Source organism: Bradyrhizobium stylosanthis (assembly GCF_001641335.1).
Classification (GTDB): domain Bacteria; phylum Pseudomonadota; class Alphaproteobacteria; order Rhizobiales; family Xanthobacteraceae; genus Bradyrhizobium; species Bradyrhizobium stylosanthis.
The window spans coordinates 1-24853 of record NZ_LVEM01000010.1; the positions used below are offsets into that span (position 1 = coordinate 1).

Consider the following 24853-nt stretch of genomic DNA (forward strand, 5'->3'; position numbering starts at 1 on the left):
CCTCCTCGCGTCCTCGCGGCGCGCGACCTCGAACACCTCGAGCAGCTGCTTGTCGGAGAGCACGAGGTCGTCATAGGTCATGAACACCTTGAACGAGGTATAGCCGTCCTTGACCAGGGCCGGCAGTTCCTGCCCGAGCACGACCGCAGTCGGATCGGAGATGATGAGGTGGAAGGCGGTGTCGATATAGCATTCGCCCTCGGCGAGCTTGCGATAATTCTCGACGCAGGTCCGTAGCGACGTCCCCTTCTCCTGCAGCGCAAAGGGCAGCACCATGGTGTTGCCGCCGGCGGCCGCCGCGCGCGTCGCCGAGGCGAAGTCGTCGGCCATCACCACGTCGGGGCCTGAGGCTTGCGAGATGTGGACGTGGCTGTCGATGCCGCCCGGCAGCGCCAGCAGGCCCGTCGCGTCGATCTCACGCGCCGCGCCCTCGATGCGCTCGGCGATGCCAACGATGCGGCCGTCGCGAATGCCGATATCGGCACGGAACTCGTCGCTGGCCGTCACGATAGTGCCGCCGCGAATGGCGAGATCGAGCTGCGTCACTGATGTCTCCGTCACTTGATGACTGGCATTGTCTGAAATATTCGCCCCCACGGCGCAAGGGCACGGATGTCGCCGCCGGCGAGACCAAGCGTCCGCCACAGCGTGACCGCGACCGAGTCGAGCACGGCGATGTCCAATTCCCGTTCGAGCGAGGCGGCCAGCGCGGCGCCGTCGAGATTGGTGCAGAGAATGACGACGGCGTCCGCGCCCTCCGCCGCCACCGCGCGGATCATGTCTGCGATCACCGCAGGCTCGACCTCTCCGAAGGAGAAATTGTCGCGCAACCCCAGGTGCCGCTCCGCATGCGGGGCGATCCCCTCCCCGGCCCAGACATCGGCGATGCGCCGCTGCACGTCGTCGGTATAAGGCGAGACCAGGCCGACGCGTTTGGCGCCGAGCGCGCGGGCCGCGTCGATGCAGGCCAGCGTCGACGTCGTCGACGGCACGCCCGTGCGTGCCGTGATCGCCTCGCACAGGCTCCGGTCGCGCCCGATGCCGAGCCAGCTTGCGGAGGTGCCGTTCCAGGCGATCGCATCGACCTTGGCGTCCGCCAGCAGGTCCGCCGCCGGCAGCATCACCGAGGCATCGAATTGGTTCAGCGCCGCTGCATCGAGTGCGATCTCGGTGACGCGAAAGCGCGAGAAATGGGCGGTGATGCCGGGGGCGCCGGCCAGCATCGCACTGGTGACGGGCTCGAGCACCGAGTTGGACGACGGCGTGATCATGCCGAGACGCTTGCGCATGGAGCGGCCTTACGACGCCTGTGCGAGGCGCGTCGACTCCTCCCTGATCAGGGACAGGATGTGCCGCTTGGCGTCATTGAATTCGGGGCTGGTGATGTCGCGCGGGCGCGGCAGGTCGAAATTGACGGCCTCGCGGATCCGGCCCGGCCGCTTGGTCATCACCACGATCTTGTTGCCGAGCACCAGCGCCTCGTCGACGCTGTGGGTGACGAACACGATGGTGGAGCGCCGCTTCTGCCAGATCGCGACCAGCTCTTCCTGCATTTCGAGCTTGGTCTGGGCGTCCAGCGCCGCGAACGGCTCGTCCATCAGGATCACGCTCGGGTTCATCAACAGGGCGCGGGCGATACCGACGCGCTGGTTCATGCCGCCGGACATCTCGGAGGGGTGGTGATGCTCGAAGCCGCGGAGGCCTACGAGATCAATGGACTCCATCGCCCTGTCGTAGCGCTCGGCCTTGGCGACGCCCTTGAGCTTGAGATGGAAGGCGATGTTGTCGATTGCCGTCAACCAGGGCATTAGTGTCGGCTGCTGGAACACGACGCCGCGGTCCGATCCCGGCCGTTCCACCTGCTTGCCGTCGACCAGCGTGCGCCCGGAGGTTGCCTGCTCGAATCCGGCGATGATGTTCAGGAGGGTCGACTTGCCGCAGCCGGAGGGGCCGAGCAGGCAGACGAAATCATTGGCCTCGATGTCGAGATTGATGTTGTCCAGCGTCAACAGATCACGGCCGCGCCGCTTGTCGGAGAATACCTTGACGATGTTGCGAAGCTCGATTGCCGCCATCAGCCCGCCCTGCCCTGCACGGTGGTTGCCTGCTGCCAGCGCAGCGTGCGCGCCATGATCGCTTTCAGGCCGAGATCGGAGAGATAGCCGAGCAGCCCGATCGAGATCATCGCGGCCAGCACGATGTCGTAGCGCAGGAAGTAATAGGAATCCCACAAGACATAGCCGAGACCGCTCTTTACCGCGACCATCTCGGCCGTGACCGTCAGCATCCAGGCCGAGCCAACAGCGATGCGCAAGCCCGCAAAGATCGAAGGCAGCGCCGCCGGCAGCACGATGTCGGTCAGCATCTGCCGGCCGTTGGCGCCCATCATCGCGCCGGCGCGCACAAGATTGTGGTCTACCGTCTTGACACCATGAATACTGTTCATCAGCACGGGGAAGAAGGCGCCGAGGAAGACAAGGAAGATCGCCGGCTTGTCGGCGATGCCGAACCAGATGATCGCGAGCGGAATCCAGGACACCGGTGGAATTGGGCGCAGCATCTGCAGCGTCGGCTCCAGCGTTTTCTCGAACAGGCGCGACCAGCCGATGGCGACCCCCGCGAGGATGCCGAGCAGGCTGGCCAGCGCAAAGCCGCCGAACACGCGCAGCGCGCTGGCGAGCGCATCGCGCAGCCAGTGACCGGAATAGGTCTGCGTGGTCTCGTCGAAGCCGAACACCCAATCGCCGAGCGCATGCAGCACCGCGCTCGGCGCCGGCAGCAGTGCAGGCGGCAGCATGCCGCTGCGGGCGAAGGCCTCCCAGCCCGCGATCAGCACCACAGGCACGACGAGGCGTTCGAGCCCCTGGAATGCCCGCGTCAGGCGAAACGCCGGCCTCGCCGGAGCCGTGTCAGTAACCGAGGTCATTCCTAGCCTTTCCCGTGGCCTGCTCCAGGAACGAATAGTCCATGTTCTTCTCCGCTTCTGCGGAGACGTCCTTCGAGATGTATTTGAGGTCGCGCATCATTGCAGCGATCGCCAGCGTCTGCGAGCGATGGATCGCGGGATCGGGAGAGGCATTCTTCAGCGCCTCGGTCGCCACATTCTTGTCGAGGCCGGTGAGCTTATTGATGACCTCGATCCACGGCGCCTTGTCGGCAATCAGCTTGTTGTCGAGCTCGACGACTGCGCTGACGACGCCCTGCACGCCGGCGCGCTGGCTCGCGATAACGTCGGAACGGGTGACGATCAGATTGGTCAGATTGCCCGCGGCCTGCTCATACGGCAGCACGAAATGCTTGCCGGCGCCGGCGAGCCGGATCTGGGAGGCGAACGGCTCGACCGAGCAGATCATGTCGACCTCGCCGCGCTGCAGCGCCGCGAGATGGTCGGACGGATTGGGAATGTTGATGAACTGGATGTCCTTGTTGGGATCGACGCCCTGCTTGAGGAACGCCCCGCGCATGTGGATGTCCTGCGCATTGCCGCGGGACGCCGCGACCTTGAGCGGCTGGCCGTCGCTCTTCGCCTTCGCAACGGTCGTCTTGAACGTGGCCCAGTCCTCAGGCGGAAGGTTCAGCTTCGCGGAGGACAGGCATTCCGAGCCGCCATTGATCTGGCCCGATACGGCGACGACGTCGAAACCTTTGTCGAGCGCAGTGATGTAGTGGAGATAGGTGACCTGCGCGACGTCGATGCTCTTCGACACCAGCGCGGTCAGCACGTCATTGCCCGAGTTGAAGCCGGTCGCCTCGACCTCGACGCCCTTCGCCATGCCCGGGATCAGCGACATCGGCAGGCAATGCGCGCATTTGGCGTAGCCGAGCTTGATCTTCGCGACTTGCGCGCTGGCCAGGTCGCTTCCGCCAAGCACCGCCGCCATCACCACGAGGCCCAGTCGCAAACTCGTCCGCATCGCTTACTCCGTTTCGAAGGCGCGGGATGTCGCGCGTCGGAAACGATCATCCGCCGCCCTTTGCCGCCGCGCAATCCGGTTTTTGCATGCTGCATACAATTTGCGCGCTATGCCATTGTTTTCAGCGAGATACGTCAGTATTTTGGGCAATCAAAAGGGCCGGAAGCGGCTAAGATCAACGTGAGAAGCGAGGCACGCGTGCAACCAAAATCGGAAGCGCCGAAGGGACGAAAGTCGCCCAAACTCAAGCGGATGGGCCTGCATGAGCGCGCCGCCGCGCGGATGCGGACGATGATCATTCGCGGCGAGCTGCCGCCGGGTTCGCAGACACAGGAGACCAAGCTGTCGAAGGAGCTCGGCGTATCGCGCACCCCCCTGCGCGAGGCCATGAAGGTGCTGGCCGCGGAAGGGCTGATCGAGCTTCGTCCGAACCGCAGCCCGCGCATTGCCGATATCGCGGTCGACGGCATCTCGGAATTGTTCGAGGCCCTTGCTGGCATCGAGCGGCTGGCCGCCGAGCTCGCCGCGGAGCGCGCGACCGAGCGCGATCTCGCCCGCCTCCGCACGCTTCAGACCCGGATGGAAGGTCATCACCGCAACGGCAAGCTCGACGAATATTTCGCCATCAACGGCGAGATCCACAACACCATCGTCCGCATGGCGCGCAATACGCCGCTGCGGGAGGCGCACGAGACGCTGATCTCCCGCGCCGAACGTGCACGTTATCTCGCGCTCGGGGCCGACAAGCGCTGGAGCAATTCAGTCAACGAGCACGCCGATATCCTTGCCGCGCTCGAGGCGCGCGACAGCGAGGCCGCAGGCCGCCTGCTCGGCGCCCATGTCCGCCAGACCGGCACCGCTCTGCTCGAGACCCTTGCCCCCAAGCCCAAGCTGACGGCGGCCTGACCATGAAGCTGCTGCTGCTCAACCCCAACACCAGCGCCGCAGTCACCGATCTGATGATGGGTGTCGGGCGGCGCGCGGCCTCGCCGGACACCGAGCTGATCCCCTGCACCGCGACCCGCGGCGTGCCCTACATCGCGACGCGCACCGAGGCGCAGATCGGCGGCGCCATCGCGCTGGAAATGCTGGCCGAGCAGCACATGAAGGTGGACGCAGCGATCATCGCGGCCTTCGGCGATCCCGGCCTGTTCGCCGCGCGCGAGACCTTCGACATTCCCGTGGTCGGCATGGCGGAAGCCGCGATGCTCACCGCCTGCATGGCCGGACGCCGCTTTGCCATCGTCACCTTCGCCCAGGCGCTGGGGCCCTGGTACGAGGAGTGCGTGCGCGCCCACGGGCTGTGGGAGCGCTGCGCCGGCATCCGCATGCTCGATACGCCGTTTCAGGCGATCTCCGAGGTCGGCACCGAGAAGGAGGACGTGCTGGTCGAGCTCGCCCAGCGCGCCATCGTCGAGGACGAGGCCGATGTGCTGATCTTTGCCGGCGCCCCGCTCTCGGGCCTTGCCGAGCGCGTCGCCGACCGGATCCCCGTCCCCGTGGTCGACCAGGTCGTCGCTTCAGTGAAGCAGGCGGAAGCGCTGGTTGCGCTACGCCTGCGCAAGGCAACCGCTGGTACATACCGCCGGCCCGCAGCCAAGCCCACCATCGGTCTTGCCGACGCGCTCGCCGCGCGGCTCGAGCATCGCGACAGCTAAGGGAGCGTTGGCCGGCGATGCGAAAAGCCCAATTCCTTTTCGATGGCACGGCCGAAGGCAAACAGACGGGATTCAGCGCCCGGCGGCGCGATGATCTGGATCCCGAATGGCAGCTCGTTTTCTACCCGGCGCACCGGCAAGGTCAGGACAGGGAAGCCGACCAGCGAGACGATGAAGGTGACGGCGAGATAGTCGATCGGCGTCTCCAGCACCGTGCCGTCGATCACAGTGACATCGCTGATCTCGTTCGGCCAGGGGAAGACGGAGGCCGCCGGCGCGATCAGGAAATCGGCGCGGGCGAACAACTCGCGAAAGCTACGATAGATCGCGGTGCGCCGCCGCTCGGCGTTGAGATAATCCTCGGCGGAGAGCTTTGCGCCCGCCTCGATGTTCCAGATCACGGTAGGTGTCAGCTCGGCGCGGCGCGTTCTCAGCAATTCGCCATAGCTGTTGGCAATATGCGCCGCGCGCAGCGTGCGGAAGGTTTCGATCGCGCCGCTGCAATCGGGCGAGGACGGCACGACATCGGCAATTCCCGCGAGCGCATCGCAGGCGGCGGCAAAACGCGCACGGACACCGCGCGCAACCGTCGCGACGCCGAAATCGGGGGTGACAGCGACCTTCGGACGTCCTCCGAGCGGCCGATCATCACCGACGATGCCAGCCGAGAGCGGATCGTTCGCATCGCTCCCAGCGCACACCGACAGCGCCAGTTCGAGATCCTCGACACCGCGGGCGAGGAAGCCGTGGGTGGCGAGCATGTCCCAGCCGAGCGGTCGGCGCGGCGACGGAATGCGGCCGGGCGTCGGCCGGATCGAGGCGACGTCGCAGAAGCTGGCGGGCGTGCGCACCGAGCCGCCGAAATCGGTGCCGTGCGCCAGCGGCACCATGCCGGCCGCGACCGCGACGGCGGAGCCGCCGGACGATCCGCCGGAGGTCAGCGCGGGATTGAACGGATTGCGCGTCGGCCCGCACAATCTATTGGTGCAGACCGCGCCGAAGCCGAACTCAGGCGTGTTGGTCTTGCCGAGAATGATCGCACCGGCACGCCGCAGCCGCGCGACCACGAGATCGTCCTCGGCCGGGACATGGTCGCGGAACAGCACCGAGCCGTAAGTCGTCGCAAGTCCGGCTGTGTCGGTGAGGTCCTTGATCGCGATGGGCACGCCATGCAGCGGGCCGATCGGCGCAGAGGCCGCATCGCACATCTGCGCGGCGCGGCGGGCGCCGTCCGCATCGACCGTCACGAATGCCGCCAATCGGGTGTCGAGGCTCGCAATCCGCGCAAGATGCGCTTCAATGGCCTCGCGCGAGGACAGCTCGCGCTGTGCAATGGCGCGCGCAAGCTCCGTAGCGGTGAGATCGCAGATCGATCGATCCAATGTCATGGGATCACCATGCCCGAGTGCACGCCGAAAAGCGACAGGCGCGGGCACGAGACTTGCTTTCTTCTAGGGGGTAACGGGAGGCAACATCATGGCTGAAACGCAAGGCGGCCGATCGCTCGTCGTCGACGCGGTCACCCACCGCTATCCCAGCGGCGCGCTCGCGGTCGAGAACATCAATCTCGACATCAAGGGCGGCGAGATCATCGCCCTGCTTGGCCCCTCCGGCTGCGGCAAGACCACGCTGCTGCGCATCATCGCCGGCTTCATTGCACAGACGCAGGGGCGCATCATCATCGGCGACGACATCGTCGATGCGCTGCCGCCGAACAAGCGCGCGGTCGGCATCGTGTTCCAGAACTACGCGCTGTTCCCGCACCTCACCGTCAGCGACAATGTCGGCTATGGACTGGCCGCCCGCGGCGTCGACAAGGCGACCCGCCAGCGCGAGGCACAGCGCCTGTTGGAGCTGGTGCAACTGCCGACGATGTCGGAGCGGCTGCCGCGGCAGCTCTCCGGCGGCCAGCAGCAGCGCGTCGCGCTCGCCCGCGCGCTCGCGATCAAGCCGTCGATCCTGCTGCTCGACGAGCCCTTTGCCGCGCTCGACAAGAACTTGCGGCTCGACATGCAGATCGAGATCAAGCGACTGCAGCGCGTCTCCGGCATCACCACGCTGATCGTGACGCACGACCAAGAGGAAGCACTGTCGATGGCCGACCGCGTCGCGGTGCTCAGCCACGGCAAGCTCGAGCAATTCGGATCGCCATCCGACGTCTACGATCGGCCGCAGACGCTGTTCGTGAACACCTTTGTCGGCTCGACCAACCGCATGCCGGGCGTTGTTGTCGCTGCGGACCGGACCGAAGCGAAGGTTCGCCTCGATGCCGGCGCGGAGATCATCGCACGGCCAGCGGGCGGCGCCCTCACCGAGGGCGGACGCGTCACGGTCTGCATCCGTCCGGAGCATCTGCAATTCGTCGGCGACGAGACCGGCTTTGCAGGCGTCGTCGGCATGTCGCTGCCGCTGGGGGCCACCGTCGTGCATGAAGTCACCACTGCCGATGGCTCCGGCGTCAAGGTCTCCCAGGCACGCATCGGCGAGACGCGCGCGCTGGAGAACGGCGCTGCGGTGCGCCTCGCGCCGCTCGCCCCGTCGCTCGCCAACGCCTTTCCCGCAACGCTTTGAAACCAGTTTTTTGTCCAGAGGGGAGTTCGACATGATCATGAATCGCAGAAGCCTGCTGACCACGGCGCTCACACTCGGGGCCATGAAGGCGTTTCCGGGCCTGAGCTACGCGCAGGCCCGCCCGCTGGTGTTTGCGACCTTCACCGGAAGCTGGGAGGAAGCGCACAAGGCCGTGCTGGTGCCGGCGTTCCGGAAAGCCAACGCCGACGCCGCGATGGTGCTCGATCCCATGCTGTCGGTCGACCAAATCGCAAAGGTCAACGCCGCCAAGGCCAATCCGCCGATCGACGTCATGCTGCACGATCCCGGCCCGGCCCTCGTCGCCATCGGCCAGGATCTGGTCGAGCCCTATCCCGTCGAGAAGAGCGCCTACTACAAGGACCTGATCACTGAAGCGCAGGAGCCGATGGGCCCGGCCCCGTTCTTCCAGGTCGTCGGCCTCACCTACAATCCGGAAGCCGTCAAGACGCCGCCGACCTCCTGGGCCGATCTCTGGAAGCCGGAGTTCAAGGGCCGCGTCGGCATCACCAATCTCAACTCGACGCTCGGCACCGGCTGGCTGGTCGAGATCGCCAAGATGCGCGGCGGCTCCGAGGCCAATGTCGATCCCGGCTTCAAGGCGCTGGAGGAGCTCAAGCCCAATCTCGCCGCGGTCGCGGCCAATCCCGGTGCGCTCGCGACCCTGTTCCAGCAGGGCCAGATCGACATCTCGCCCGGCAATTTCAACGCCATCCAGATCCTTAAAGCGCGCGGCGTGCCGGTCGAGTTCGTGGCGCCGAAGGAAGGCGCCATCGCCTTCAAGACCACGATCCACATCGTCAAGAACTCTCCCAACCGCGAGCTCGCCTTCAAGCTCATCGAGGCGTCGCTGACACCGGAAGTGCAGACCACGCTGATGAACCCGCCCTATCTGATCGTGCCGACCAATTCCAAGGTGACGATGGGCGGCGAGATCGCGCGCGTGCTGGCCAAGGACACGGCCGAGCTGAAGCAGAAGTTCGTGTTCCAGGACTGGAAGAAGATCAACGAGCAGCGCTCGGCCTGGATCGAACGCTTCAACCGCGAGATCAAGATCTAGGACGCGACCATGGGCGCAGCACCGGCCTCACGGGACGTCACGTCCTACGGAATGGGATTGGCAGCGCCGCTGGCGCTGTTCTTCCTGCTCTTCTTCGTCGCGCCGCTGCTGCAATTGCTCTGGCTCTCGCTGCACAACGACACGACCGCGCTCCATTGGGGGCTCGGCCAATACCTGCACTTTCTCACCGATCCCTTCAGCCTGAGCGTGCTCGGCTCGACGCTACTGTTAGGAGCCGAGGTGACGGCCGTCTGCCTTGTGCTCGGCTTTCCCATCGCCTGGTTGTATCAGCGGGTCGGGCCGAAGCTGCAGACCATCATCATCCTGATCGTGCTGCTGCCCCTTCTGACCAGCGTGGTGGTCCGCACCTTCGCCTGGATCGTCATCCTGGGACGCCAGGGCATTATCAACGCCACGCTGCAATCGCTCGGCATCATCGATACGCCGCTAAAGCTGCTCTATACCCAGTTCGGCGTGGTCCTTGCACTGGCACAGGTGCAGATGCCCTTGATGACGCTGCCGCTGATCACCGCGCTCGGCCGGATCGACCCCAATCTCGACGACGCCTCATGCTCGCTTGGCGCGGGGAGCTGGCGCACCTTCTTCCGGATCGTGCTGCCGCTGGCGCTGCCCGGCGTCATCGCCGGCTGCACGCTGACCTATGCCGCCGCGATCACGGCCTTCATCACCCAGTCGCTGATCGGAGGCGGTCAGATGCTGTTCATGCCGATGTATCTCTACCAGCAGGCCTCGACGCTGCAGAACTGGCCGTTCGCGGCCGCGATCTCGATCATTTTCCTGCTCGCCGTGCTCGCGGTCGTCTCGGTCTTCACCACGCTCGGACGCATGTCGCGCGGCTATGGAGGCGCATGATGAGCGGACGCAAGCGCACCCTCGAGGCGATGAGCTTCGAGCTCTTCATGACGGCGGTCGCGGCGATCGCGCTTGTCATCATCATCGCGCCATCGCTCGTGGTGCTGATCGTCTCCTTCACCAGCGGCTTCTCGCTGCGCTTCCCGCCGCCCGGCTATTCGCTGCGCTGGTACGCCGAGCTGTGGAATGCCTGGCAGCTGCATTTCGCCGCAAAGAACAGCCTGATCGTGGCGCTGTGGGCGACCGGACTATCGGTTGGGCTCGGTGTCGCCGCGGCGCTCGCGATCTCCAGGTCACGGGCCTTGTCGGCGCGGCTGCTCGATTCCCTCTTCATGTCGCCGCTGGTGCTGCCGGCACTGGCCTTCGGCCTTGCCGCCCTGATGCTGTTCTCGCTGGTCGGGCTGCCGGTGTCGCCGCTGACGCTGGTGATCGGCCACACCGTGGTCTGCGTGCCCTATGTCGTGCGCAACACGGTCGCAGCGCTCGCCCAGCTCGAGCCGACCCTGCTCGAAAGCTCGGCCGTGCTGGGCGCGAGCCGCCTCTATACTTTCCGCCGCGTTGTGCTGCCGCTGATCCGGCCCGGCATCATCGCCGGCGCCTTCATCGCCTTCATGTCGTCCTTCGATAACGTGCCGGTCTCGCTCTTCCTGCGCGACGCCGCGACCGACATGCTGCCGATTAGGATGTGGCAGGACCTCGAGGGCAAGCTGGATGTCACGATCGCGGCGCTGTCGGGTGTGCTGATCATCGCCACCGTCGCGCTGGTCGCGATCATGGAGCGGGTCACCGGCCTGTCGCGGCGCTTGACGAACTGATCAGGCGCCGCGAAACAGCAAATACCCCCAGCGCGTGAATTTCAGCGGCAGATGAAAATGCTCGTCAACGTTCTTGATGCGGAAGCGGAACGGCGTCACCGTCAGGAAACCGTCGCGCTCGCCAAAGAACTCGCCGAGATGAAACAGCACCTCGTACTCGCCGGCCGTCACGTCGGCGCCTTGCGCAACCGCATGATCGAGCGCGCCGTTTGCGCCGATCCGCCCGTCGGCGATGCGCTGGGAATCCGGATAGAGCCGCCAGATTTCGACGCGCAAGCCCTGCGCGGGCCGCCCTGTCGCCACATCGACTGCGTGAATGGAAATGCCGCCTGCCACTCTGTTTCTCCCATGAGCACGCTGCCATGGTAGACGGAAACACCGCCACTCGGCCAGCGCCCGCGTTGCTGCCAGCCCTGGGGGCGATGACCGCGCTTCAGGCCCTCGTGGCGCTGGCCTTGTTCGCGCCCGGAGTGGTCGCGCCCCGCGCCCATATCGAGGTCTGGCAGCTCTCGATGTTCTCGTGCGCGGTGTTCGCGGTCGGCATCCCGGCTTCGTTCTGGGGCGGCGGCCTCATCGCGCGGCTCGGCTCGATGCGGATCGCGAGCCTGTGCGCGGCGGCCATCGTCGCCGGCATGGCCCTGGCTTCGCTCGGATCGAGCGTCGCCCTGCTCGCCGCAGGCCTCTGCCTCGGCCTTGCCATGGGCCCGGAAACGCCCGCAAGCGCGGCGCTGCTGTCGCGGCTCGTCACCGCCGAGCGGCGCGCCTTCGTGTTCTCGGTGCGCCAGACCGGCAACCAGATCGGCGCGGTCAGCGGCTCGCTGGCCCTGCCTGCGATCGCCATCGCGTTCGGGCCGGCCTGGTGCTATGCGGCCGTGGGCGTCTGCGCACTTCTCGCAATCGCGGTGTTCGAATGGTTGCGTCCGGCCTATGCGGGCAAGGTCGCCCCGCCGCCAAAGCTCGATCTACGTGCCCGGCTGGCGCTGGTGACCGCGGACCGGCGGATCGCGATGCTGGCGCTGGCCTCGATGCCTTTCAGCGCGATGCAGGTTTCCCTCAACACGGTCTTCGTCACGCTCGGCACACGCGCGCTTGGCCTCAGTCATATCGAGGCCGGCATGGCGCTCGCCTGCGCGCAAGCCGGCGGCCTCGTCGGCCGTCTCGGCTGGGGCTATGTCGCGATGCGCCTCGACGCCTCCCGCACCGTCCTCGTCGTCATCGGCCTCGGCATGGCCTTCTGCGCCGCGCTGCTGGGCCTTGATGGCGCATCGCTCGGTCGCGCCTGGCAGTTCGCCGTTGCCGCATTGTTCGGCCTGACCGCGTCCGGCTGGAACGGCGTCTTCATCGCCGAGATCGCCCGCCTCGCCCCGCAGGACCGGATCGGCGAGACTACAGGCGCAGTGCTGACCGCGTCCTATGCCGGCCTGCTGGCGGCGCCGGCCGTGGTGTCGATCTTCGATGGCGTAAGCGGCCTCGGCGCGGCGTTCTTTGCTCTGGCTTGCCTAGCCCTCTGTGGCACAGTGGCACTGATCTGGGGGGGCCATGACAAGGCCGGCACATAGCGCGCGCGAGATTGCGGCCGATGTCGCGGCTGGACGGACGAGCGCCATCGAGGCCGCCAAGGCCGCCCTCGGGCGGATCGAAGCGGCCAGGGCGTTGAATGCAATCGTCACGGTCGACCTTGAACGCCGATGCCGCAACGGTCGATGCTCGCCTGCGCGCCGGCGAGATCATGCCGCTCGCCGGCGTTCCTATCGTCGTCAAGGATAACATCTGGGTCGGCGGCTGGCGCGTGACGCAGGGCTCGCGCCTGTTTGCCGATTTCGTCGCGCCGCAAGATGCGATCGCGATCGAGCGGCTGCGCAAGGCCGGGGCCGTCGTCGTCGGCATCGGGGCAACCTCGGAGTTCGCGAGCAAGGGCGTGACGGCCTCACCGCTATTCGGGCCGACGCGGCACCCGCTCGACCCTGCGTTGACTCCCGGTGGCTCATCGGGTGGTCCGGCTGTCGCCGTCGCTGCCGGCCTCGTGCCGCTCGCGATCGGCACCGATGCGGGCGGCTCCAGTCGCAGGCCGCCAGCCCATGTCGGTGTCGCCGGCTTCAAGCCGTCCCACGGCGTAATTCCTTATGGACCTGGCTTCGCCGAGCCGTTCTTCGGTCTCTCTGTCATCGCGCCGATCGCCACCGACGTCGTCGACATTGCGCTTGCGTTCAAGACCATGGCCGGCGCCGATCGGCGCGATCCCGATTCTGCCATCATCGCGCAAGAGGCCAGCGACATCGCAGGCCATCGCATCGCCTTCTCGCCGCGCTTCGGACTTGATGTCGCAGTTGACGACGTCGTCGCGAACGGACTGTCCGCCGCCATCGCCCGCCTCTCCGCCGCAGGATTGCGCATCTCGCAGCGCGATCCGGTCTGGCCGGCGGGCGCGACGGAAGACGCCATCATGCCGCTCCAGCATGCCGGCCTCGCCGCGCTGCATGGAGAGGCCTTCCGCAGGGACCCAACCGTCCTCGACCCTGATATCGCCAAGCAGATCGAGCGGGGGCTGTCGTGGTCAGGCGCCGATGTGGCCGGAGCGCTGGTCGCAAGCGCAGCAATCGCCAAGGCATTTGCCGCTTTCTTTAGCGAGATCGACCTGCTGCTGACGCCAACCGTCCCATGCGTCGCGTGGCCGCTGGCGCAGCTCGGCCCTGACATGATCGGCGGAAAAGCCGCCAGCCAACGAGCCCACGCGGTGTTCACGCCTTTTGTCAATCATGCGCGCCTGCCGGCGATTTCGATTCCGTGCGGAGCCGATCGGAGCGGACTTCCCTTCGGCCTTCAGATCGTCGGCCCGCGCGGACAGGACCTTATGCTGCTCGAGGCCGCGCGAGAGATCGAAGCCATCTTGCGAATGTGACCTGCCGTTACACATCTCTTCCCAAAGGCCTGCTTAGATTTGTCGATCAAAGCCTTTTTCTCGATCTGCCCGTGCACTCGTCGTGCACACGCCGCTTTCCGACCGGCTGAAAGACTTGAACTCTCTTAAAATCTATCTCGGGGGCCACAGAAACGCTATTGTCTCGCAATTTCAATTATTTACGAAATGAGCACACCGACGCGCGCTTGAGTTCCCTTCTAATGACGTGAGTTCGCATCGGAGGGCTAGCACCACTGGTGGGACGTCGTGCCCTCCGATTGCAAGTCCCGCGATCAGCGCCCGTTTGGCGCTTGTCCCTCAGTTGGTGCCGATGGCAACTTCAACGCTTTCTCGCGGCGGGCCCAGATCAGAGAACCTGGGCTCGCCGACTTCGATTGAGCCGGCCAAGCCTGCGGGTTCGCCGCGCGAAAACCAACGCCGACTAAGTAAATCCCTCGCTCAGGCGGCCGATTGCGGCGTCGGCACCCAGCTTTTGTCCTCTTGCACCACCGGTGCCGCGGCAACCTTTGATCGGGCCGCAGGTTCGGGAGCGTTAACCTGTCCCAGTTCACGGGCCAGCACCTCGCGGTCACAGGCGTCTTCCCACAGCGAAACGGAGATGGCCGCGACACAGTTGCTGATCATGCTGGTTAGGGCCCGCGCCTCTGACATGAAACGGTCGATGCCAATGAGCAAGGCCACGCCGGTCACGGGTAGATCCGGCATCACCGAGAGGGTCGCGACAAGCGCCACGAAGCCGCTGCCGGTGACGCCGGCCGCCCCTTTGGAGGTCAGCAGCATCAATCCGAGCATCGTCGCAATCTGCCCCCAAGACAGATGAATGTCGCAAGCCTGGGCAATGAAGATGGACGCCAGGGTAAGATAAATGGCGCTGCCGTCCAGATTGAACGAGTAACCCATCGGCAGCACGAGCCCTGACACCCCCTTCCGACACCCAAGCTGCTCAAGCTTGCGCAATGTGCCAGGCAGAGCCGGCTCCGACGATGACGTGCCGAGCACGATCAGCAGTTCTTCCTTGAAGTAGCGGATCGTCTTCCACAGGCTAAAGCCGTTCAGCCGCGCCAGCGTGCCAAGCACGACGACCACGAAGACGGAGCAGGCGATATAGAATGTCAGGATCAGCAGTCCGAGCGAGCCAATCGAACGGATGCCATAGCGGCCCACCGTGAAGGCCACGGCGCCGAAGGCGCCGAGCGGGGCAAGCTTCATGATGAAGCCGAACGATACAAACAACACGTGCGAGAACGAGGCGATTGCTTTTGTCACCACCACACCGTCGTCGCCGGCACGGTTTAACCCAAAAGCGACGAGGATCGAGACCAGCAGGACCGGCAGCACTTCACCATCGGCGAAGGCTCCAAAGAAGGAATGCGGAATGATGTGCAGCATGAAGTCTGCAAACCCGGAAGTCGCCGCCTGTTTGGTGTATTTCGCGGCGACCGACGGATCGAGCGTGTTGACGGCAACGTGCATGCCGACGCCCGGTTGGATCAGCGATACGGCCATCAGCCCGGCCAGCAATGCGAGCACAGTCAGCAAGTAGAACAGCGCCATGGATTTCACCAGCGTACGGCCAACCCCGCGGGAATCGCTGATACTGTTGATGCCGCTCACGATGGTGCAGAAGACGATCGGCGCGATCATCATTTTGACCAGCTTGACGAAGCCGTCGCCGAAGGGCTTCAGCGCAGCCCCGAATTCGGGCCAGAAATGGCCGGCGAGGACACCCAGCGCGAGACCGATCAACACCTGGACGTAGAGAATCCGGTAGAATGGCTTGCGTGCCTCGACGTTCGTAGACTCAGCCAGCGCCTGCGTGTGCATTCTCGTTTCTCCCATGTCTTTGATTTTTATCGATGGCTCTAAGGCGGATAAAGTTCAGGCCGCCAGAATTGAATGAGGCACGTGCGCTCGCCGAACGAAGACTTGACCCTGGAAAATTCGACGAGCCGTCCGTTGCACCTGTGCAATGGGGCCGGGCTCCAGCCGAACCACGAGCTGGCCGGAGGGATGGGCGAGCGTGATCGGCACCGGCGGCGCCAGCGGTCCGACCATCTCTGCGGCGATCGTGCCAGGTGTCACACAGGCCGTCGCAATAGCGACCGCGCCGGTCACCGCCAGCGCGCTATGGCAATCGTGCGGCATGAAGTACCGCGTGTTCAGCGTCGCCTTGATCGCAGGTGCAATCAGGACGGGCTTCGGAATCACCATCGACGCGGAGTTCGGAAAGCCCATCCGGCGCCCGGCCTCGATGCGCAGGTCTTCGAGTCGCGCGCGGAAGCCGCTGTCGGCGAACTCCGAAGGCTCCTCACGGCCGGTCCATCCCAGATCCGCCGCGCGGACCAGCATGACGGGCATGGCTGCATCGATGCAGCTGACATCGATCCCTTCGATACGGTCGACCGCTCGTCCTGTCGGCAGGAGGCGACCGGTGCGTGCGCCGGCCGCGTTGGGGAATGACAGTTCGATGGGCGCGGCCGTTCCCGGCACCCCGTCGATCCGCGCCTCGCCTTCATAGGTCACCCTCCCGTCAGGGGTGGAAACCGTCGCGTCGATCAACTTGCCGGTGTTGACATTGTGGATGCGCACCTGGGTGCGATCTGCGGTGGCGGCGACCAGACCGGCCTCAATTGCGAAAGGTCCCACCGCGGCCAGCATGTTCCCGCAGTTCGGCGAGGTATCGACGATCCCTTCACGAACCCGCACCTGGGCGAACAGATAGTCGACATCGGCGCCGGGGACCGATGCAGGTCCAATGATCGCGACCTTGTTGATGACGGCATTGCCGCCGCCGATTCCGTCGATGCCCAGCTCGTGCCCGCCCCCCATTACCGACAACAGGACCGCATCGCGCGCCCTGGGATCGGCCGGGAGATCTCTGGCGAGGAAAAAGGGTCCGCGCGAGGTTCCGCCGCGCATGACCACACATGGAATGGCAATCTGACCGTTCATTGGAGCTGTTCCGTTCGGCGACATCTTCGCGCGAACCGAGCATGGGCTCTTGTAACTCTTCTGTAAAATGCAAATATCTGAAGTATTAATGCACCATTCGGTATAATTGGAGCCAGCCATGAATGCAGAATTGCTCGACCTCAAGGCGTTCATTACCGTCGCCGAGACGGGAAGCTTTGTCCGCACCGCCAAGGCGCTCAACCTCTCGCAGCCGGCGCTCAGCCGACGCATCCAGAAGCTCGAAGAGAGCCTCGGTGCGCCGTTGCTCGAACGCTCCACGCGTCACGTCAATCTCACCATGACCGGCCGCGACTTCCTGCCGAAGGTCCGCCGTCTCATCGACGAGTTCGAGACCTCGGTGCTCGCCATCCATGATATCGGCGCGCGAAGTTCAGGCCTGGTCTCGGTGGCCGCGGTGCCGACAGCGGTGTTCTATTTCCTGCCGCGTGCGATCGGCCGCTTTGCCGAGACGTATCCGCGTATTCGCATCCGGATTCTGGACATCGGGGCCAACGAAGGATTGGAAGCGGTCGCGCGCGGAGAAGTCGAGTTCGGCATCAATTTCATCGGTGCTTCGCATGCCGAAATCGAATTCGAGAAGCTGGTCGAAGATCCCTTCGTCCTAGCCTGCCGCCACGACCATCCGTTGGCATCGCGCAAACAGGTAAGCTGGTCGGAGATCGTATCGCACCGGGTTATTACCGTCGGTCGCAACAGTGGCAACCGCGCGTTGATCGACAATGCGCTGGCGCGACACGGCCTGCAACTGAACTGGTCCTATGAAGTTGCTCACCTCTCCGGTTCGCTCGGTCTCGTCGAAGCGGGGCTGGGCATCGCCGTACTGCCGAAGCTCGCAACGCCGGCCTCCGGCCATCCGATCATTCACACCGTTCGGCTGGCCGAGCCTGAGGTATCCCGGACGATCGGAATCGTGCGCAGGCGAGGATCGACGCTATCCCCTCATGCCAGCCAGTTTCTCAAAATGCTGCTCGATGCATGGCGCTCGCCGTCCCGGACGACTATTCGCAGCAGGCTGCGCCCCAGATCCTAGAGGGAAAGGCACCACCGAATTCACTGGCATCTCCTCATTGCGCCCCGCCGTCGATCTGCCACCCTCCGATGAGACCCGTTCCCCTACCCCTTCTTTTCATCGAGCAGCTTGGCCACGCGACGCAAGCCGAGCAGATAACCCTGGGTACCGAAGCCTGCGACCACCCCATCAGCTCGTTTGGAGACAAACGAGTGATGGCGGAATTCCTCCCGCTTGTGCACGTTGGAAATATGCACCTCGATCACGGTGCCTTCGAACGTGTTTAGAGCATCAAGGATGGCGATTGACGTATGGGTGAAAGCCGCGGGATTCATCACGACTCCGGCAGCCGTCTCGCGCGCCTCGTGGATCCAATCGATGATCTCGTATTCTCTGTTGGATTGATGAAAGCGGATTTCCAGGCCGAGTTCCTTGCCTAGCGCCCGGCAATCCCGCTCCACGTCCGCAAGCGTCTCGTGACCGTAGATGTGGGGCTGGCGCCTTCCGAGCAAATTGAGATTTGGTCCGTTCAGGACGTAGACAAGACGACTCATGGAACTACTCCGTTCAGTGATGCGCAAGGATTTCGCCGAGGAACTGCCTCGTGCGGGCATGCTGTGGATTGCGGAAGAAAGCGTCGGGCGTACCTTCTTCGATAATCTGGCCTTCGGCCATGAAGATGACCCGGTCGGCAACCTGGCGGGCAAAGCCCATCTCATGGGTGACGCAAATCATGGTCATGCCGTCGTTGGCGAGACCGATCATCGTATCGAGCACTTCCTTGACCATTTCTGGATCGAGCGCCGAGGTCGGCTCGTCAAACAGCATCACCTTGGGCTGCATGCAGAGCGCACGCGCGATCGCGACGCGCTGTTGCTGGCCGCCCGAAAGCTGAGCCGGGTACTTTTCTGCCTGATCACCGATGCGTACGCGCTCGAGATATTTTCGCGCGATCGCTTCCGCCTCGCTCTTGCTGATGCGGCGCGCGCGGATGGGTGCGAGCATACAGTTCTGCAAGACCGTCATATGCGGAAAGAGATTGAAGCTCTGAAAGACCATCCCGACCTCCTGACGGACGATATCGATAGCCTTGATGCTGTCGTCAAGCCCGTGACCGTTCACCACGATGCTGCCCTGCTGGATCGGCTCGAGACGGTTGATGCAGCGGATCAGCGTCGATTTGCCTGAGCCGGACGGGCCGCAGAGCACGATCTTCTCGCCCTTGCGCACGGTGAGATCGACGTCGCGGAGAGCTTGGTACCCGCCGTACCACTTCTGCACGGCTTTCATTTCGATCAGGATCTGGTTCTGCATGCTGGTCTCCGCCGTGGGGCGGCGGCCAACGTGGATCGCGTCGGCCGCTCGCAGTGGCTACTCGACGGTGAAGGGAACGCCGGGGACGGAGTCCGGAAAGACCGGGACCGGGACCTTCATCCATTTGGCATAGAAACTGGCCAGCTTGCCGTTCGACTTGATCTGGTCGATGAACTTGTTGGCCGTCTCGTTCCACTCCTTCTCGCCCAGTCGTGTGCAAGCCCCGTTGTAAAGGGCGGTGAAGTGAAGCTTGGGCTCGAACCCCAGTTCCGGCTTTGCGGCGTTGAGACGCTGCGGATAAAATAGATTCGCGCCGACTGCCTGGACTTGGCCAGAGAGCAGCGCCTGAATGGTGGCGGCGTCGTCGTCGAACTTGCGGATCTCGGTGCCGGACGGGGCGTTGTTGGTCACCTGAGTGTCCTGCGTGGAGGACCTAGGAACGCCGATGACGAATTTGCTCATGTCGGCATTGTCATTGATCGGCGTCGCCTGGGCTGCGACCAGTGTAATCTCATTCGCGACGTAGGGTTTGGAATACTGCACCGCCTTCGCACGCTCCGGCAGCATCGCCATGGTTGCGAACAGAATGTCGACCCGCCCCGTGGTTAGCGCCGGAATACGATTGGCCACTGCCAGCGGAACGAACTCGGCTTTCACGCCAAGATATTCAGCGAAGGCCCGTCCCATGTCGGCGTCGATGCCATCCTGCTTTCCCGAGCTGTCGACATAGCCCCAGGGAGGATTGTCGCCCTGAATGCCGATGACGACGACGCCCTTCTTCTTCACGTCTTCCAGAGTTCCGGCCTGCGATTTGCCTCCGGTGGCGATAGCCGCCAATGCCAGCAGCGCGATGCCGAGCTGGCGACGGTTGGGTGAAAAAAACATGAGTATCTCCTCCTGGTGATGGCTATTTGTGATTGAGTAGGTGCGCCGTTCCTACCTTTGACTGGCCAGGGCGAGCCTGGCCTCCATCCGACTGCCCCACCACGACAGTGGCCAGCAGAGGATGAAGTACATCGCGCCGACCACGCCGAAGACGAGCAAGGGCTGGAAGGTCTGGTTCGATACGATCTGACCGGCACGGGCGAGTTCGATGAAGCCAACGATGGCAGCGAGCGAGGTGCCCTTGATGAGCTGCACGAGATAGCCGATGGTCGCCGGCAGCGAGATGCGGATCGCCTGCGGCAGCACGATGTCGCGCATGCGGGACGAATAGTGCAGTCCGAGCGCCATCGCCGCCTCGGTCTGGCCGCGCGGCACGGCCTGTATCGCGCCGCGCCAGATCTCGCCGAGGAAGGCGGAGGCATTCACGGTGAAACCGATCGCCACCGCGACGAAGGCGTCGAGCTTCAGCCCGGTGAGCGCCAATCCGTAATACACGACGAAGAGCTGCAGCAGCAGCGGCGTGCCCTGGAACATCCCGATGTAAATGCGGGTGATCCATTCCACGCCCTTATGACCACAGGTACGCAGCAATGCGACAGCCAGCCCCGCCGTGCAGCCGCCCACAAATGCAACCAGCGTCAGCAGCATCGTCCACTGCAGACCACGCAGCAGGAAACCGAACTCAGGAAGACCGAAATGCGGAGTCATGATCGCCTCCCTCAGCGCATCGGATAAGAGAAGAATCGGTGAGAGACGACCGCGAAGCCCAGCATCAGAAGCCAGGAGATCGCGAGGTAGAGGAAGGTCACGAAGAAGTAGACCTCGAAGCTGCGGAACGTGTCGCTTTCGATGCGCTGCGCAACCGATGTCAATTCGTAGGCCGATACCGCCGAGCAGATCGACGAGGTCAGCGTCAGCATGATGAACTGCCCGGTAAGCGAGGGGTAGATCGCGCGAAGCGCGGGTTTGAGCACGATGAACCGGAACACCTGCCCTTTGTGCAGTCCGAGCGCGTAGCCGGCTTCCACCTGTCCCTTGTGAATGGACTGCACCCCGCCGCGGATGATCTCGATGGCATAGGCGCCGCCATTGACACCGAGCGCGATAATGGCGGTGGCGGTCGGATTGAGCTTCAATCCCACGAGCGGCAGGGCGAAGAACAGAAAGAAGATCTGCACCAGGAAGGGCGTATTGCGCACGATCTCGACGAAACCGATCACGATGGCCCGCAACCAGGCCGCCCTCGAATCGCGTGCGGCGACGCCGGCGACGCCGATCATCATTGCCAGCGCCATGCCGGCAAGCGCCAGGCTCAATGTACCCACGCACCCCCACAGCAGTGCGGGCATTGCATGCCAAACCACCGAGAAATCGAGCGTATAGCCCATCTTGCGTTTCCTCTCGGGCGTTGTGCGAGCCGCTCGCCCATCGGCCTGACGTCACCCTCCCAGGGCTGCAAAAGTCGCGAAGAAGACGGCTGGATCGGGTGAGATGCCCGTGAACAGGCGAAATGCTTCCGTGCCCTGGAAGATCGCCATGCCACCGCCGTCGACGGTGCGGCAGCCGAGGGCACGCGCTGTACGCAGCAATGCGGTCTCCAGCGGGAAGTAGACGATCTCGGCGACCCAGAGATCGGGACGCAGCAAGGTCGTTGGCAGCGGCGTGCCAGGATATTTGTCCATGCCGATCGGCGTGGCGTTGACAATTCCGTCTGCGGCAGCAACGGTGGCCACAACATCGTGGCCGATCTTCAAGCGCCCCTCTGCAAATCGGGGGGACAAGCTATCCACCAAGCTCTGCGCTTTGGTCAGGTCGACGTCGATAATAGTCAGCTCCTGCACGCCGAGCTTCATCAGCGCGAAAGCAACCGCTGCGCCTGCGCCGCCCGCGCCGAACTGGACGACGCGACCGAGCGATGCACACTGCATGTTGCGGCGAAAGTTCTCGGCGAAGCCGAACCAGTCGGTGTTGTGGCCGGTCATTCGACCGTTCCTGACGACCACGGTGTTCACGGCGCCAAGCGCCTCCGCGTCAGGCGAAAGCTCGTCCAGGAGTGGAAGGATCGCCTGCTTGCAGGGATGGGTCACGTTCAAGCCGTCGAAGCCCATCCGCTTTGCCGCCGTCAGCAACTCCGGCAGCGCTTCGGCTCCAAGTTTCAATTCAGTCAGATCGATCTTCTTGTAGAGATAGCGGATGCCCGCAGCGTCAGCGGCCGATTCGTGCATGGGCGGGGTGCGGGACGCAGCAATGCCGCTACCGATCAGGCCGACGAGAAAGCTGGGCTTGGGTTGCATGTTCGGCATCGCCCGTTAGCGTAATGGGACGGTCAGTTCCGCTATGACCTGAGCCGTGCCCGGTCGAACGCCGCGCCACCAGGCAAAAGCTTCCGCCGCCTGCTCCACCAGCATGCCGACGCCGTCGGCGAGCTTGGCTACGCCTTCCGCTCGAGCCGCTTGCAGAAAGGGTGTCAATCCCTTGCCATAGGCGAGTTCGTACGCGAGTTCTGCACCGCGGAAGACATTGCCTGGAAGCGGCGGCATTTCACCGCGCAGACTGGCAGACGTCGCGTTGACGACGACGTCGTAACCTTCCGCGAGATCGGCCAGCTCGGCGTAGCCACTGACGATAAGGGGACCACAGCCGGCAGACTCGTCGGCCAATGCCACGGCTTTCGACAGCGTTCGGTTGACGAGGACCAGCTCCGAGGGCCCCTGGCGCAGGAACGGCAGCAGTGCGCCTCGCGCCGCGCCTCCGGCGCCAAGCACGAGGACGCGGCGGCCGGCCATCTTGACGCCGAGATTGACGGTGATGTCGCGCACAAGGCCGATCCCGTCGAAATTCTCGCCAATGATCCGATCGCCGTCGAACTTCAGGCAGTTTGCGGCGCCTGCTCGTTTGGCGCTCTCCGAAAGCTCGTTTGCATAGGCGAAGGCATCGAGCTTGAACGGGGCGGTTATGTTCAGCCCCTTGGCGCCCTCCGTCCGAAATTGATCGACCCGTTCGCCGAAGCCATCGAGGGGACCCTCGATCGCCTCATAGACAAGGTCCTGTCCCGTCAGTCTGGCGAAAGTGCCATGGATGAGAGGTGATTTGCTGAAGCCGATCGGATTGCCGATCACCGCATAACGGTCGCTCATCGCTCACTCCTGCACTGCGACTTCATTATAGAGGACACCGTCACGCACCATCGCCTCGACGAGTTCGGCCGAAAGTCCCAGCGACTCTGCAATGCGGCGATTGTCCTGACCGAGCAGCGGCGCCGGCGTGCGCACCGTGGTGTCGCAATCGGAGAAGCGGAACGGCAGGTTTGGCAGCGTCACCTTGCCGAGGACAGGATGCTTCTGCTCGACCAGCATGCCACGCGCGTGGATCTGCGGATCCTGCACGACCTCTTCGATGGTCTGCACGGGAGCGGACGGCACACCTGCTGCCTCAAGTGCCGCAAGGCAGGCGTCCCGAGACGGCTGCGACAGCGTCCAGGTGCGCACAATCTCCATCGCCTCAGCATAATGGGCGTTGCGCGCAGCAGGCGTGGTGAAGCGCTGGTCGGATGCCAGCGTGTCTCCTCCGATCAGGCTGGCCAATCGTCGCCACGCATCATCAACTTGCGCGGCGATGACGAGATTGCCGTCCTTGGCCGGAAAGACGCCGTAGACGGTCGAGTCCGGCTGCCCGCTGCCGGTCTGCCGCGGCAGGTCGGTACCGCCGGAGAGGAAGTAGCGCTGCACCGCATAGTCGTGCATCGAGACCATGCAATCGTAAAGGGCGAGATCGATATGCTGGCCGCGCCCGGAGGACGCGCGGCCGACCAGCGCTGCATTGATCGCAGCCACGCCATGAATACCGGTATACATGTCCGCCAGCGGCATCCGCAGCAGCGGCGGCGCTTCGCCGGGGGAGCCCAGTTGCGCCAGGGCGCCCGACATTGCCTCCGCGATCAGGCCGAAGCCGGGACGGTCAGCACAGGGACCGGTATGGCCATAGGCGGAGACGGAGCAGTAGATCAGTCCAGGATTTCGCGCCGACAGCGCCTTGTAACCGAGTCCCAGGCGTTCGAGCGCGCCCGGGCGGTAGTTCTCGATGAAGACGTCGGCCGTGTCGACCAGCTTCATCATCATGTCGAGACCGCGCTTGTCGCGCAGATCGATGCACAATCCCTGCTTGCCCATATTCTGCTGCAGGAAGTAGCCGGATTGTCCGTCCTTGAAGTAGCCGTGGGCGCGGCCCGCATCGCCTGCCTTCGGACGCTCCACCTTGATGACGTCCGCACCCATCGCGGCGAGGCAACGGCCCATGAAGGGCCCGGCGAGAAAATGGCTGTAGTCGATGACGCGAATACCCTTGAGCGGCAGATCTTGCGCGGTCATGCCTGCCCTCCTGCGGCGCTAGCCTTCGGGCGCATCGGGATCATGAGCCGGTGCTCACCGAGTTGCAGCACCTCCCCGCGCTGATTGATCAGCTCGGAGGGGAGCACCACGATGCCCCACCCTTCCCGCTTCGTGGCGCGCATTGAACCAACGCGGAACTTCACATGCACGGTGTCGCCGAGCTTGATCGGCAGCTTGAAATCCCACGTCCAGCCCAGCGACATTCCCGGAAGGAAGCGGTAGCCGGCGCGGGTCTTCAAGCCATCGGCCAGCGACAGGCCAAACAACCCGTGCGCGACGCGCGTACCGAATGGTGTGGTCTTGGCGTATTCCTCGTCGACATGAACAGGCGTGAAATCGCCCGTCAGCTCGGCATAGGCATTCACCATCGCTTCGGTGACCGTTACCGAGGGAGTAACGCATTCGTCGCCGACCTTGGCATCGTCCCAGTAGCGCTCATCCGTCATGTCGCGTAT

Annotated in this window: 26 protein-coding genes and 1 pseudogene; 9 read left to right on the forward strand and 18 right to left on the reverse strand. The window is 64.3% G+C overall.

Going from position 1 to position 24853, the window contains the following annotated elements; all coding sequences use genetic code 11:
* From A7X65_RS39245 to A7X65_RS39265, 5 genes are all read right to left on the reverse strand, one after another.
* The coding region (locus tag A7X65_RS39245; protein ID WP_167358345.1) for an amidohydrolase family protein at window positions 1-546 on the reverse strand (546 nt) is incomplete at its 3' end.
* An 11-nt stretch (window positions 547-557) separates the two neighbouring features.
* Window positions 558-1289 carry a maleate cis-trans isomerase family protein gene (locus A7X65_RS39250; RefSeq protein WP_063694771.1) on the reverse strand — a complete coding sequence of 244 codons (732 nt, stop codon included), beginning with the start codon at window positions 1287-1289 and terminating at the stop codon, window positions 558-560.
* A 9-nt stretch (window positions 1290-1298) separates the two neighbouring features.
* A complete protein-coding gene (locus tag A7X65_RS39255; protein ID WP_063694772.1) occupies window positions 1299-2075 on the reverse strand; it encodes an ABC transporter ATP-binding protein in 777 nt (258 codons plus the stop codon).
* Window positions 2075-2926, reverse strand: a complete 852-nt coding sequence (locus A7X65_RS39260) for an ABC transporter permease (RefSeq protein ID WP_063694773.1) — start codon at window positions 2924-2926, stop codon at window positions 2075-2077. The genes A7X65_RS39255 and A7X65_RS39260 overlap by 1 nt, the downstream gene beginning before the upstream one ends.
* Entirely contained in the window at window positions 2910-3914 is a 1005-nt protein-coding gene (locus tag A7X65_RS39265) for an ABC transporter substrate-binding protein (protein ID WP_063694774.1), read from the reverse strand. Before A7X65_RS39265 ends, A7X65_RS39260 begins: the two co-directional genes overlap by 17 nt.
* A gap of 198 nt (window positions 3915-4112) precedes the next feature.
* On the opposite strand from A7X65_RS39265, the gene A7X65_RS39270 reads away from it, so the two are divergent.
* The gene (locus tag A7X65_RS39270) at window positions 4113-4820 is read left to right on the forward strand and encodes a GntR family transcriptional regulator (RefSeq protein ID WP_063694775.1); all 708 of its coding nucleotides are present in this window, start codon (window positions 4113-4115) and stop codon (window positions 4818-4820) included.
* A 2-nt stretch (window positions 4821-4822) separates the two neighbouring features.
* A complete protein-coding gene (locus tag A7X65_RS39275; protein WP_063694776.1) occupies window positions 4823-5572 on the forward strand; it encodes an aspartate/glutamate racemase family protein in 750 nt (249 codons plus the stop codon).
* On the opposite strand, the gene A7X65_RS39280 is transcribed toward A7X65_RS39275, so the two are convergent.
* On the reverse strand, window positions 5569-6960 hold the full coding sequence (locus tag A7X65_RS39280; RefSeq protein ID WP_063694777.1) for an amidase: 1392 nt from the start codon (window positions 6958-6960) through the stop codon (window positions 5569-5571). The genes A7X65_RS39275 and A7X65_RS39280 overlap by 4 nt on opposite strands.
* 88 nt (window positions 6961-7048) lie before the next feature.
* On the opposite strand from A7X65_RS39280, the gene A7X65_RS39285 reads away from it, so the two are divergent.
* From A7X65_RS39285 to A7X65_RS39300, 4 genes are read left to right on the forward strand one after another with little or no spacing between them, the layout of a single operon-like run.
* Complete coding sequence (locus A7X65_RS39285) at window positions 7049-8143, forward strand: ABC transporter ATP-binding protein (RefSeq protein ID WP_063694778.1); 1095 nt, start codon at window positions 7049-7051, stop codon at window positions 8141-8143.
* A 31-nt stretch (window positions 8144-8174) separates the two neighbouring features.
* Window positions 8175-9221, forward strand: coding sequence for an ABC transporter substrate-binding protein (locus tag A7X65_RS39290; protein ID WP_063694779.1), 1047 nt, complete (start codon window positions 8175-8177; stop codon window positions 9219-9221).
* A 9-nt stretch (window positions 9222-9230) separates the two neighbouring features.
* Window positions 9231-10094, forward strand: coding sequence for an ABC transporter permease (locus A7X65_RS39295; protein WP_063694780.1), 864 nt, complete (start codon window positions 9231-9233; stop codon window positions 10092-10094).
* Entirely contained in the window at window positions 10094-10909 is an 816-nt protein-coding gene (locus A7X65_RS39300; protein WP_063694781.1) for an ABC transporter permease, read from the forward strand. Before A7X65_RS39295 ends, A7X65_RS39300 begins: the two co-directional genes overlap by 1 nt.
* Here A7X65_RS39300 and A7X65_RS39305 read toward each other — a convergent pair whose 3' ends face one another.
* Window positions 10910-11245, reverse strand: coding sequence for a hydroxyisourate hydrolase (locus A7X65_RS39305; protein WP_063694782.1), 336 nt, complete (start codon window positions 11243-11245; stop codon window positions 10910-10912).
* 26 nt (window positions 11246-11271) lie between these two features.
* On the opposite strand from A7X65_RS39305, the gene A7X65_RS39310 reads away from it, so the two are divergent.
* Together A7X65_RS39310 and A7X65_RS39315 are read left to right on the forward strand one after the other, a co-directional pair.
* Window positions 11272-12468, forward strand: a complete 1197-nt coding sequence (locus A7X65_RS39310; protein ID WP_063694783.1) for an MFS transporter — start codon at window positions 11272-11274, stop codon at window positions 12466-12468.
* A pseudogene (locus A7X65_RS39315) lies at window positions 12449-13808 on the forward strand (amidase). Before A7X65_RS39310 ends, A7X65_RS39315 begins: the two are co-directional and overlap by 20 nt.
* 459 nt (window positions 13809-14267) lie before the next feature.
* On the opposite strand, the gene dctA reads toward A7X65_RS39315, so the two are convergent.
* Window positions 14268-15653 carry a C4-dicarboxylate transporter DctA gene (gene dctA, locus A7X65_RS39320; RefSeq protein WP_063694784.1) on the reverse strand — a complete coding sequence of 462 codons (1386 nt, stop codon included), beginning with the start codon at window positions 15651-15653 and terminating at the stop codon, window positions 14268-14270.
* A gap of 54 nt (window positions 15654-15707) precedes the next feature.
* Window positions 15708-16781, reverse strand: coding sequence for a 4-oxalomesaconate tautomerase (locus tag A7X65_RS39325; protein ID WP_063694785.1), 1074 nt, complete (start codon window positions 16779-16781; stop codon window positions 15708-15710).
* Between the two features lie 118 nt (window positions 16782-16899).
* On the opposite strand from A7X65_RS39325, the gene A7X65_RS39330 reads away from it, so the two are divergent.
* Window positions 16900-17832 carry a LysR family transcriptional regulator gene (locus A7X65_RS39330; RefSeq protein WP_063694786.1) on the forward strand — a complete coding sequence of 311 codons (933 nt, stop codon included), beginning with the start codon at window positions 16900-16902 and terminating at the stop codon, window positions 17830-17832.
* Between the two features lie 83 nt (window positions 17833-17915).
* On the opposite strand, the gene aroQ is transcribed toward A7X65_RS39330, so the two are convergent.
* Genes aroQ through A7X65_RS39375 form a run of 9 tightly spaced genes read right to left on the reverse strand, consistent with a single transcriptional unit; the run spans window position 17916 to window position 24844 of the window.
* Window positions 17916-18365 carry a type II 3-dehydroquinate dehydratase gene (gene aroQ / locus A7X65_RS39335; protein ID WP_063694787.1) on the reverse strand — a complete coding sequence of 150 codons (450 nt, stop codon included), beginning with the start codon at window positions 18363-18365 and terminating at the stop codon, window positions 17916-17918.
* 13 nt (window positions 18366-18378) lie between these two features.
* Window positions 18379-19125 (reverse strand): amino acid ABC transporter ATP-binding protein, encoded by a 747-nt coding sequence (locus tag A7X65_RS39340; protein ID WP_063694788.1) that lies wholly within the window; start codon window positions 19123-19125, stop codon window positions 18379-18381.
* A 57-nt stretch (window positions 19126-19182) separates the two neighbouring features.
* A complete protein-coding gene (locus A7X65_RS39345) occupies window positions 19183-20010 on the reverse strand; it encodes a transporter substrate-binding domain-containing protein (RefSeq protein WP_063694789.1) in 828 nt (275 codons plus the stop codon).
* Window positions 20011-20061: 51 nt separating this feature from the next.
* Window positions 20062-20718, reverse strand: coding sequence for an amino acid ABC transporter permease (locus A7X65_RS39350; RefSeq protein ID WP_063694790.1), 657 nt, complete (start codon window positions 20716-20718; stop codon window positions 20062-20064).
* Window positions 20719-20729: 11 nt separating this feature from the next.
* Entirely contained in the window at window positions 20730-21398 is a 669-nt protein-coding gene (locus A7X65_RS39355) for an amino acid ABC transporter permease (RefSeq protein WP_063694791.1), read from the reverse strand.
* Between the two features lie 51 nt (window positions 21399-21449).
* The gene (locus tag A7X65_RS39360) at window positions 21450-22304 is read right to left on the reverse strand and encodes a shikimate dehydrogenase (protein ID WP_063694859.1); all 855 of its coding nucleotides are present in this window, start codon (window positions 22302-22304) and stop codon (window positions 21450-21452) included.
* A 15-nt stretch (window positions 22305-22319) separates the two neighbouring features.
* The gene (gene aroE / locus A7X65_RS39365; protein ID WP_063694792.1) at window positions 22320-23147 is read right to left on the reverse strand and encodes a shikimate dehydrogenase; all 828 of its coding nucleotides are present in this window, start codon (window positions 23145-23147) and stop codon (window positions 22320-22322) included.
* Window positions 23148-23150: 3 nt separating this feature from the next.
* Entirely contained in the window at window positions 23151-24377 is a 1227-nt protein-coding gene (locus tag A7X65_RS39370) for a CaiB/BaiF CoA transferase family protein (RefSeq protein ID WP_063694793.1), read from the reverse strand.
* The gene (locus A7X65_RS39375; protein ID WP_063694794.1) at window positions 24374-24844 is read right to left on the reverse strand and encodes a MaoC family dehydratase; all 471 of its coding nucleotides are present in this window, start codon (window positions 24842-24844) and stop codon (window positions 24374-24376) included. Before A7X65_RS39375 ends, A7X65_RS39370 begins: the two co-directional genes overlap by 4 nt.
* Window positions 24845-24853 lie beyond the last annotated feature (9 nt).

Excerpts from the sequence above, each read along its gene's own strand:
- A7X65_RS39330 (WP_063694786.1), top strand. The coding sequence starts at position 16,900 with ATGAATGCAGAATTGCTCGACCTCAAGGCGTTCATTACCGTCGCCGAG.
- A7X65_RS39290 (WP_063694779.1), top strand. The coding sequence starts at position 8,175 with ATGATCATGAATCGCAGAAGCCTGCTGACCACGGCGCTCACACTCGGG.
- A7X65_RS39370 (WP_063694793.1), bottom strand. The coding sequence starts at position 24,377 with ATGACCGCGCAAGATCTGCCGCTCAAGGGTATTCGCGTCATCGACTAC.
- aroE (WP_063694792.1), bottom strand. The coding sequence starts at position 23,147 with ATGAGCGACCGTTATGCGGTGATCGGCAATCCGATCGGCTTCAGCAAA.
- A7X65_RS39280 (WP_063694777.1), bottom strand. The coding sequence starts at position 6,960 with ATGACATTGGATCGATCGATCTGCGATCTCACCGCTACGGAGCTTGCG.
- dctA (WP_063694784.1), bottom strand. The coding sequence starts at position 15,653 with ATGCACACGCAGGCGCTGGCTGAGTCTACGAACGTCGAGGCACGCAAG.
- A7X65_RS39350 (WP_063694790.1), bottom strand. The coding sequence starts at position 20,718 with ATGACTCCGCATTTCGGTCTTCCTGAGTTCGGTTTCCTGCTGCGTGGT.
- A7X65_RS39375 (WP_063694794.1), bottom strand. The coding sequence starts at position 24,844 with ATGACGGATGAGCGCTACTGGGACGATGCCAAGGTCGGCGACGAATGC.
- A7X65_RS39275 (WP_063694776.1), top strand. The coding sequence starts at position 4,823 with ATGAAGCTGCTGCTGCTCAACCCCAACACCAGCGCCGCAGTCACCGAT.
- A7X65_RS39250 (WP_063694771.1), bottom strand. The coding sequence starts at position 1,289 with ATGCGCAAGCGTCTCGGCATGATCACGCCGTCGTCCAACTCGGTGCTC.
- A7X65_RS39295 (WP_063694780.1), top strand. The coding sequence starts at position 9,231 with ATGGGCGCAGCACCGGCCTCACGGGACGTCACGTCCTACGGAATGGGA.
- A7X65_RS39345 (WP_063694789.1), bottom strand. The coding sequence starts at position 20,010 with ATGTTTTTTTCACCCAACCGTCGCCAGCTCGGCATCGCGCTGCTGGCA.
- A7X65_RS39265 (WP_063694774.1), bottom strand. The coding sequence starts at position 3,914 with ATGCGGACGAGTTTGCGACTGGGCCTCGTGGTGATGGCGGCGGTGCTT.
- A7X65_RS39340 (WP_063694788.1), bottom strand. The coding sequence starts at position 19,125 with ATGCAGAACCAGATCCTGATCGAAATGAAAGCCGTGCAGAAGTGGTAC.
- aroQ (WP_063694787.1), bottom strand. The coding sequence starts at position 18,365 with ATGAGTCGTCTTGTCTACGTCCTGAACGGACCAAATCTCAATTTGCTC.
- A7X65_RS39255 (WP_063694772.1), bottom strand. The coding sequence starts at position 2,075 with ATGGCGGCAATCGAGCTTCGCAACATCGTCAAGGTATTCTCCGACAAG.
- A7X65_RS39260 (WP_063694773.1), bottom strand. The coding sequence starts at position 2,926 with ATGACCTCGGTTACTGACACGGCTCCGGCGAGGCCGGCGTTTCGCCTG.
- A7X65_RS39285 (WP_063694778.1), top strand. The coding sequence starts at position 7,049 with ATGGCTGAAACGCAAGGCGGCCGATCGCTCGTCGTCGACGCGGTCACC.
- A7X65_RS39355 (WP_063694791.1), bottom strand. The coding sequence starts at position 21,398 with ATGGGCTATACGCTCGATTTCTCGGTGGTTTGGCATGCAATGCCCGCA.
- A7X65_RS39325 (WP_063694785.1), bottom strand. The coding sequence starts at position 16,781 with ATGAACGGTCAGATTGCCATTCCATGTGTGGTCATGCGCGGCGGAACC.
- A7X65_RS39310 (WP_063694783.1), top strand. The coding sequence starts at position 11,272 with ATGGTAGACGGAAACACCGCCACTCGGCCAGCGCCCGCGTTGCTGCCA.
- A7X65_RS39360 (WP_063694859.1), bottom strand. The coding sequence starts at position 22,304 with ATGCAACCCAAGCCCAGCTTTCTCGTCGGCCTGATCGGTAGCGGCATT.
- A7X65_RS39300 (WP_063694781.1), top strand. The coding sequence starts at position 10,094 with ATGAGCGGACGCAAGCGCACCCTCGAGGCGATGAGCTTCGAGCTCTTC.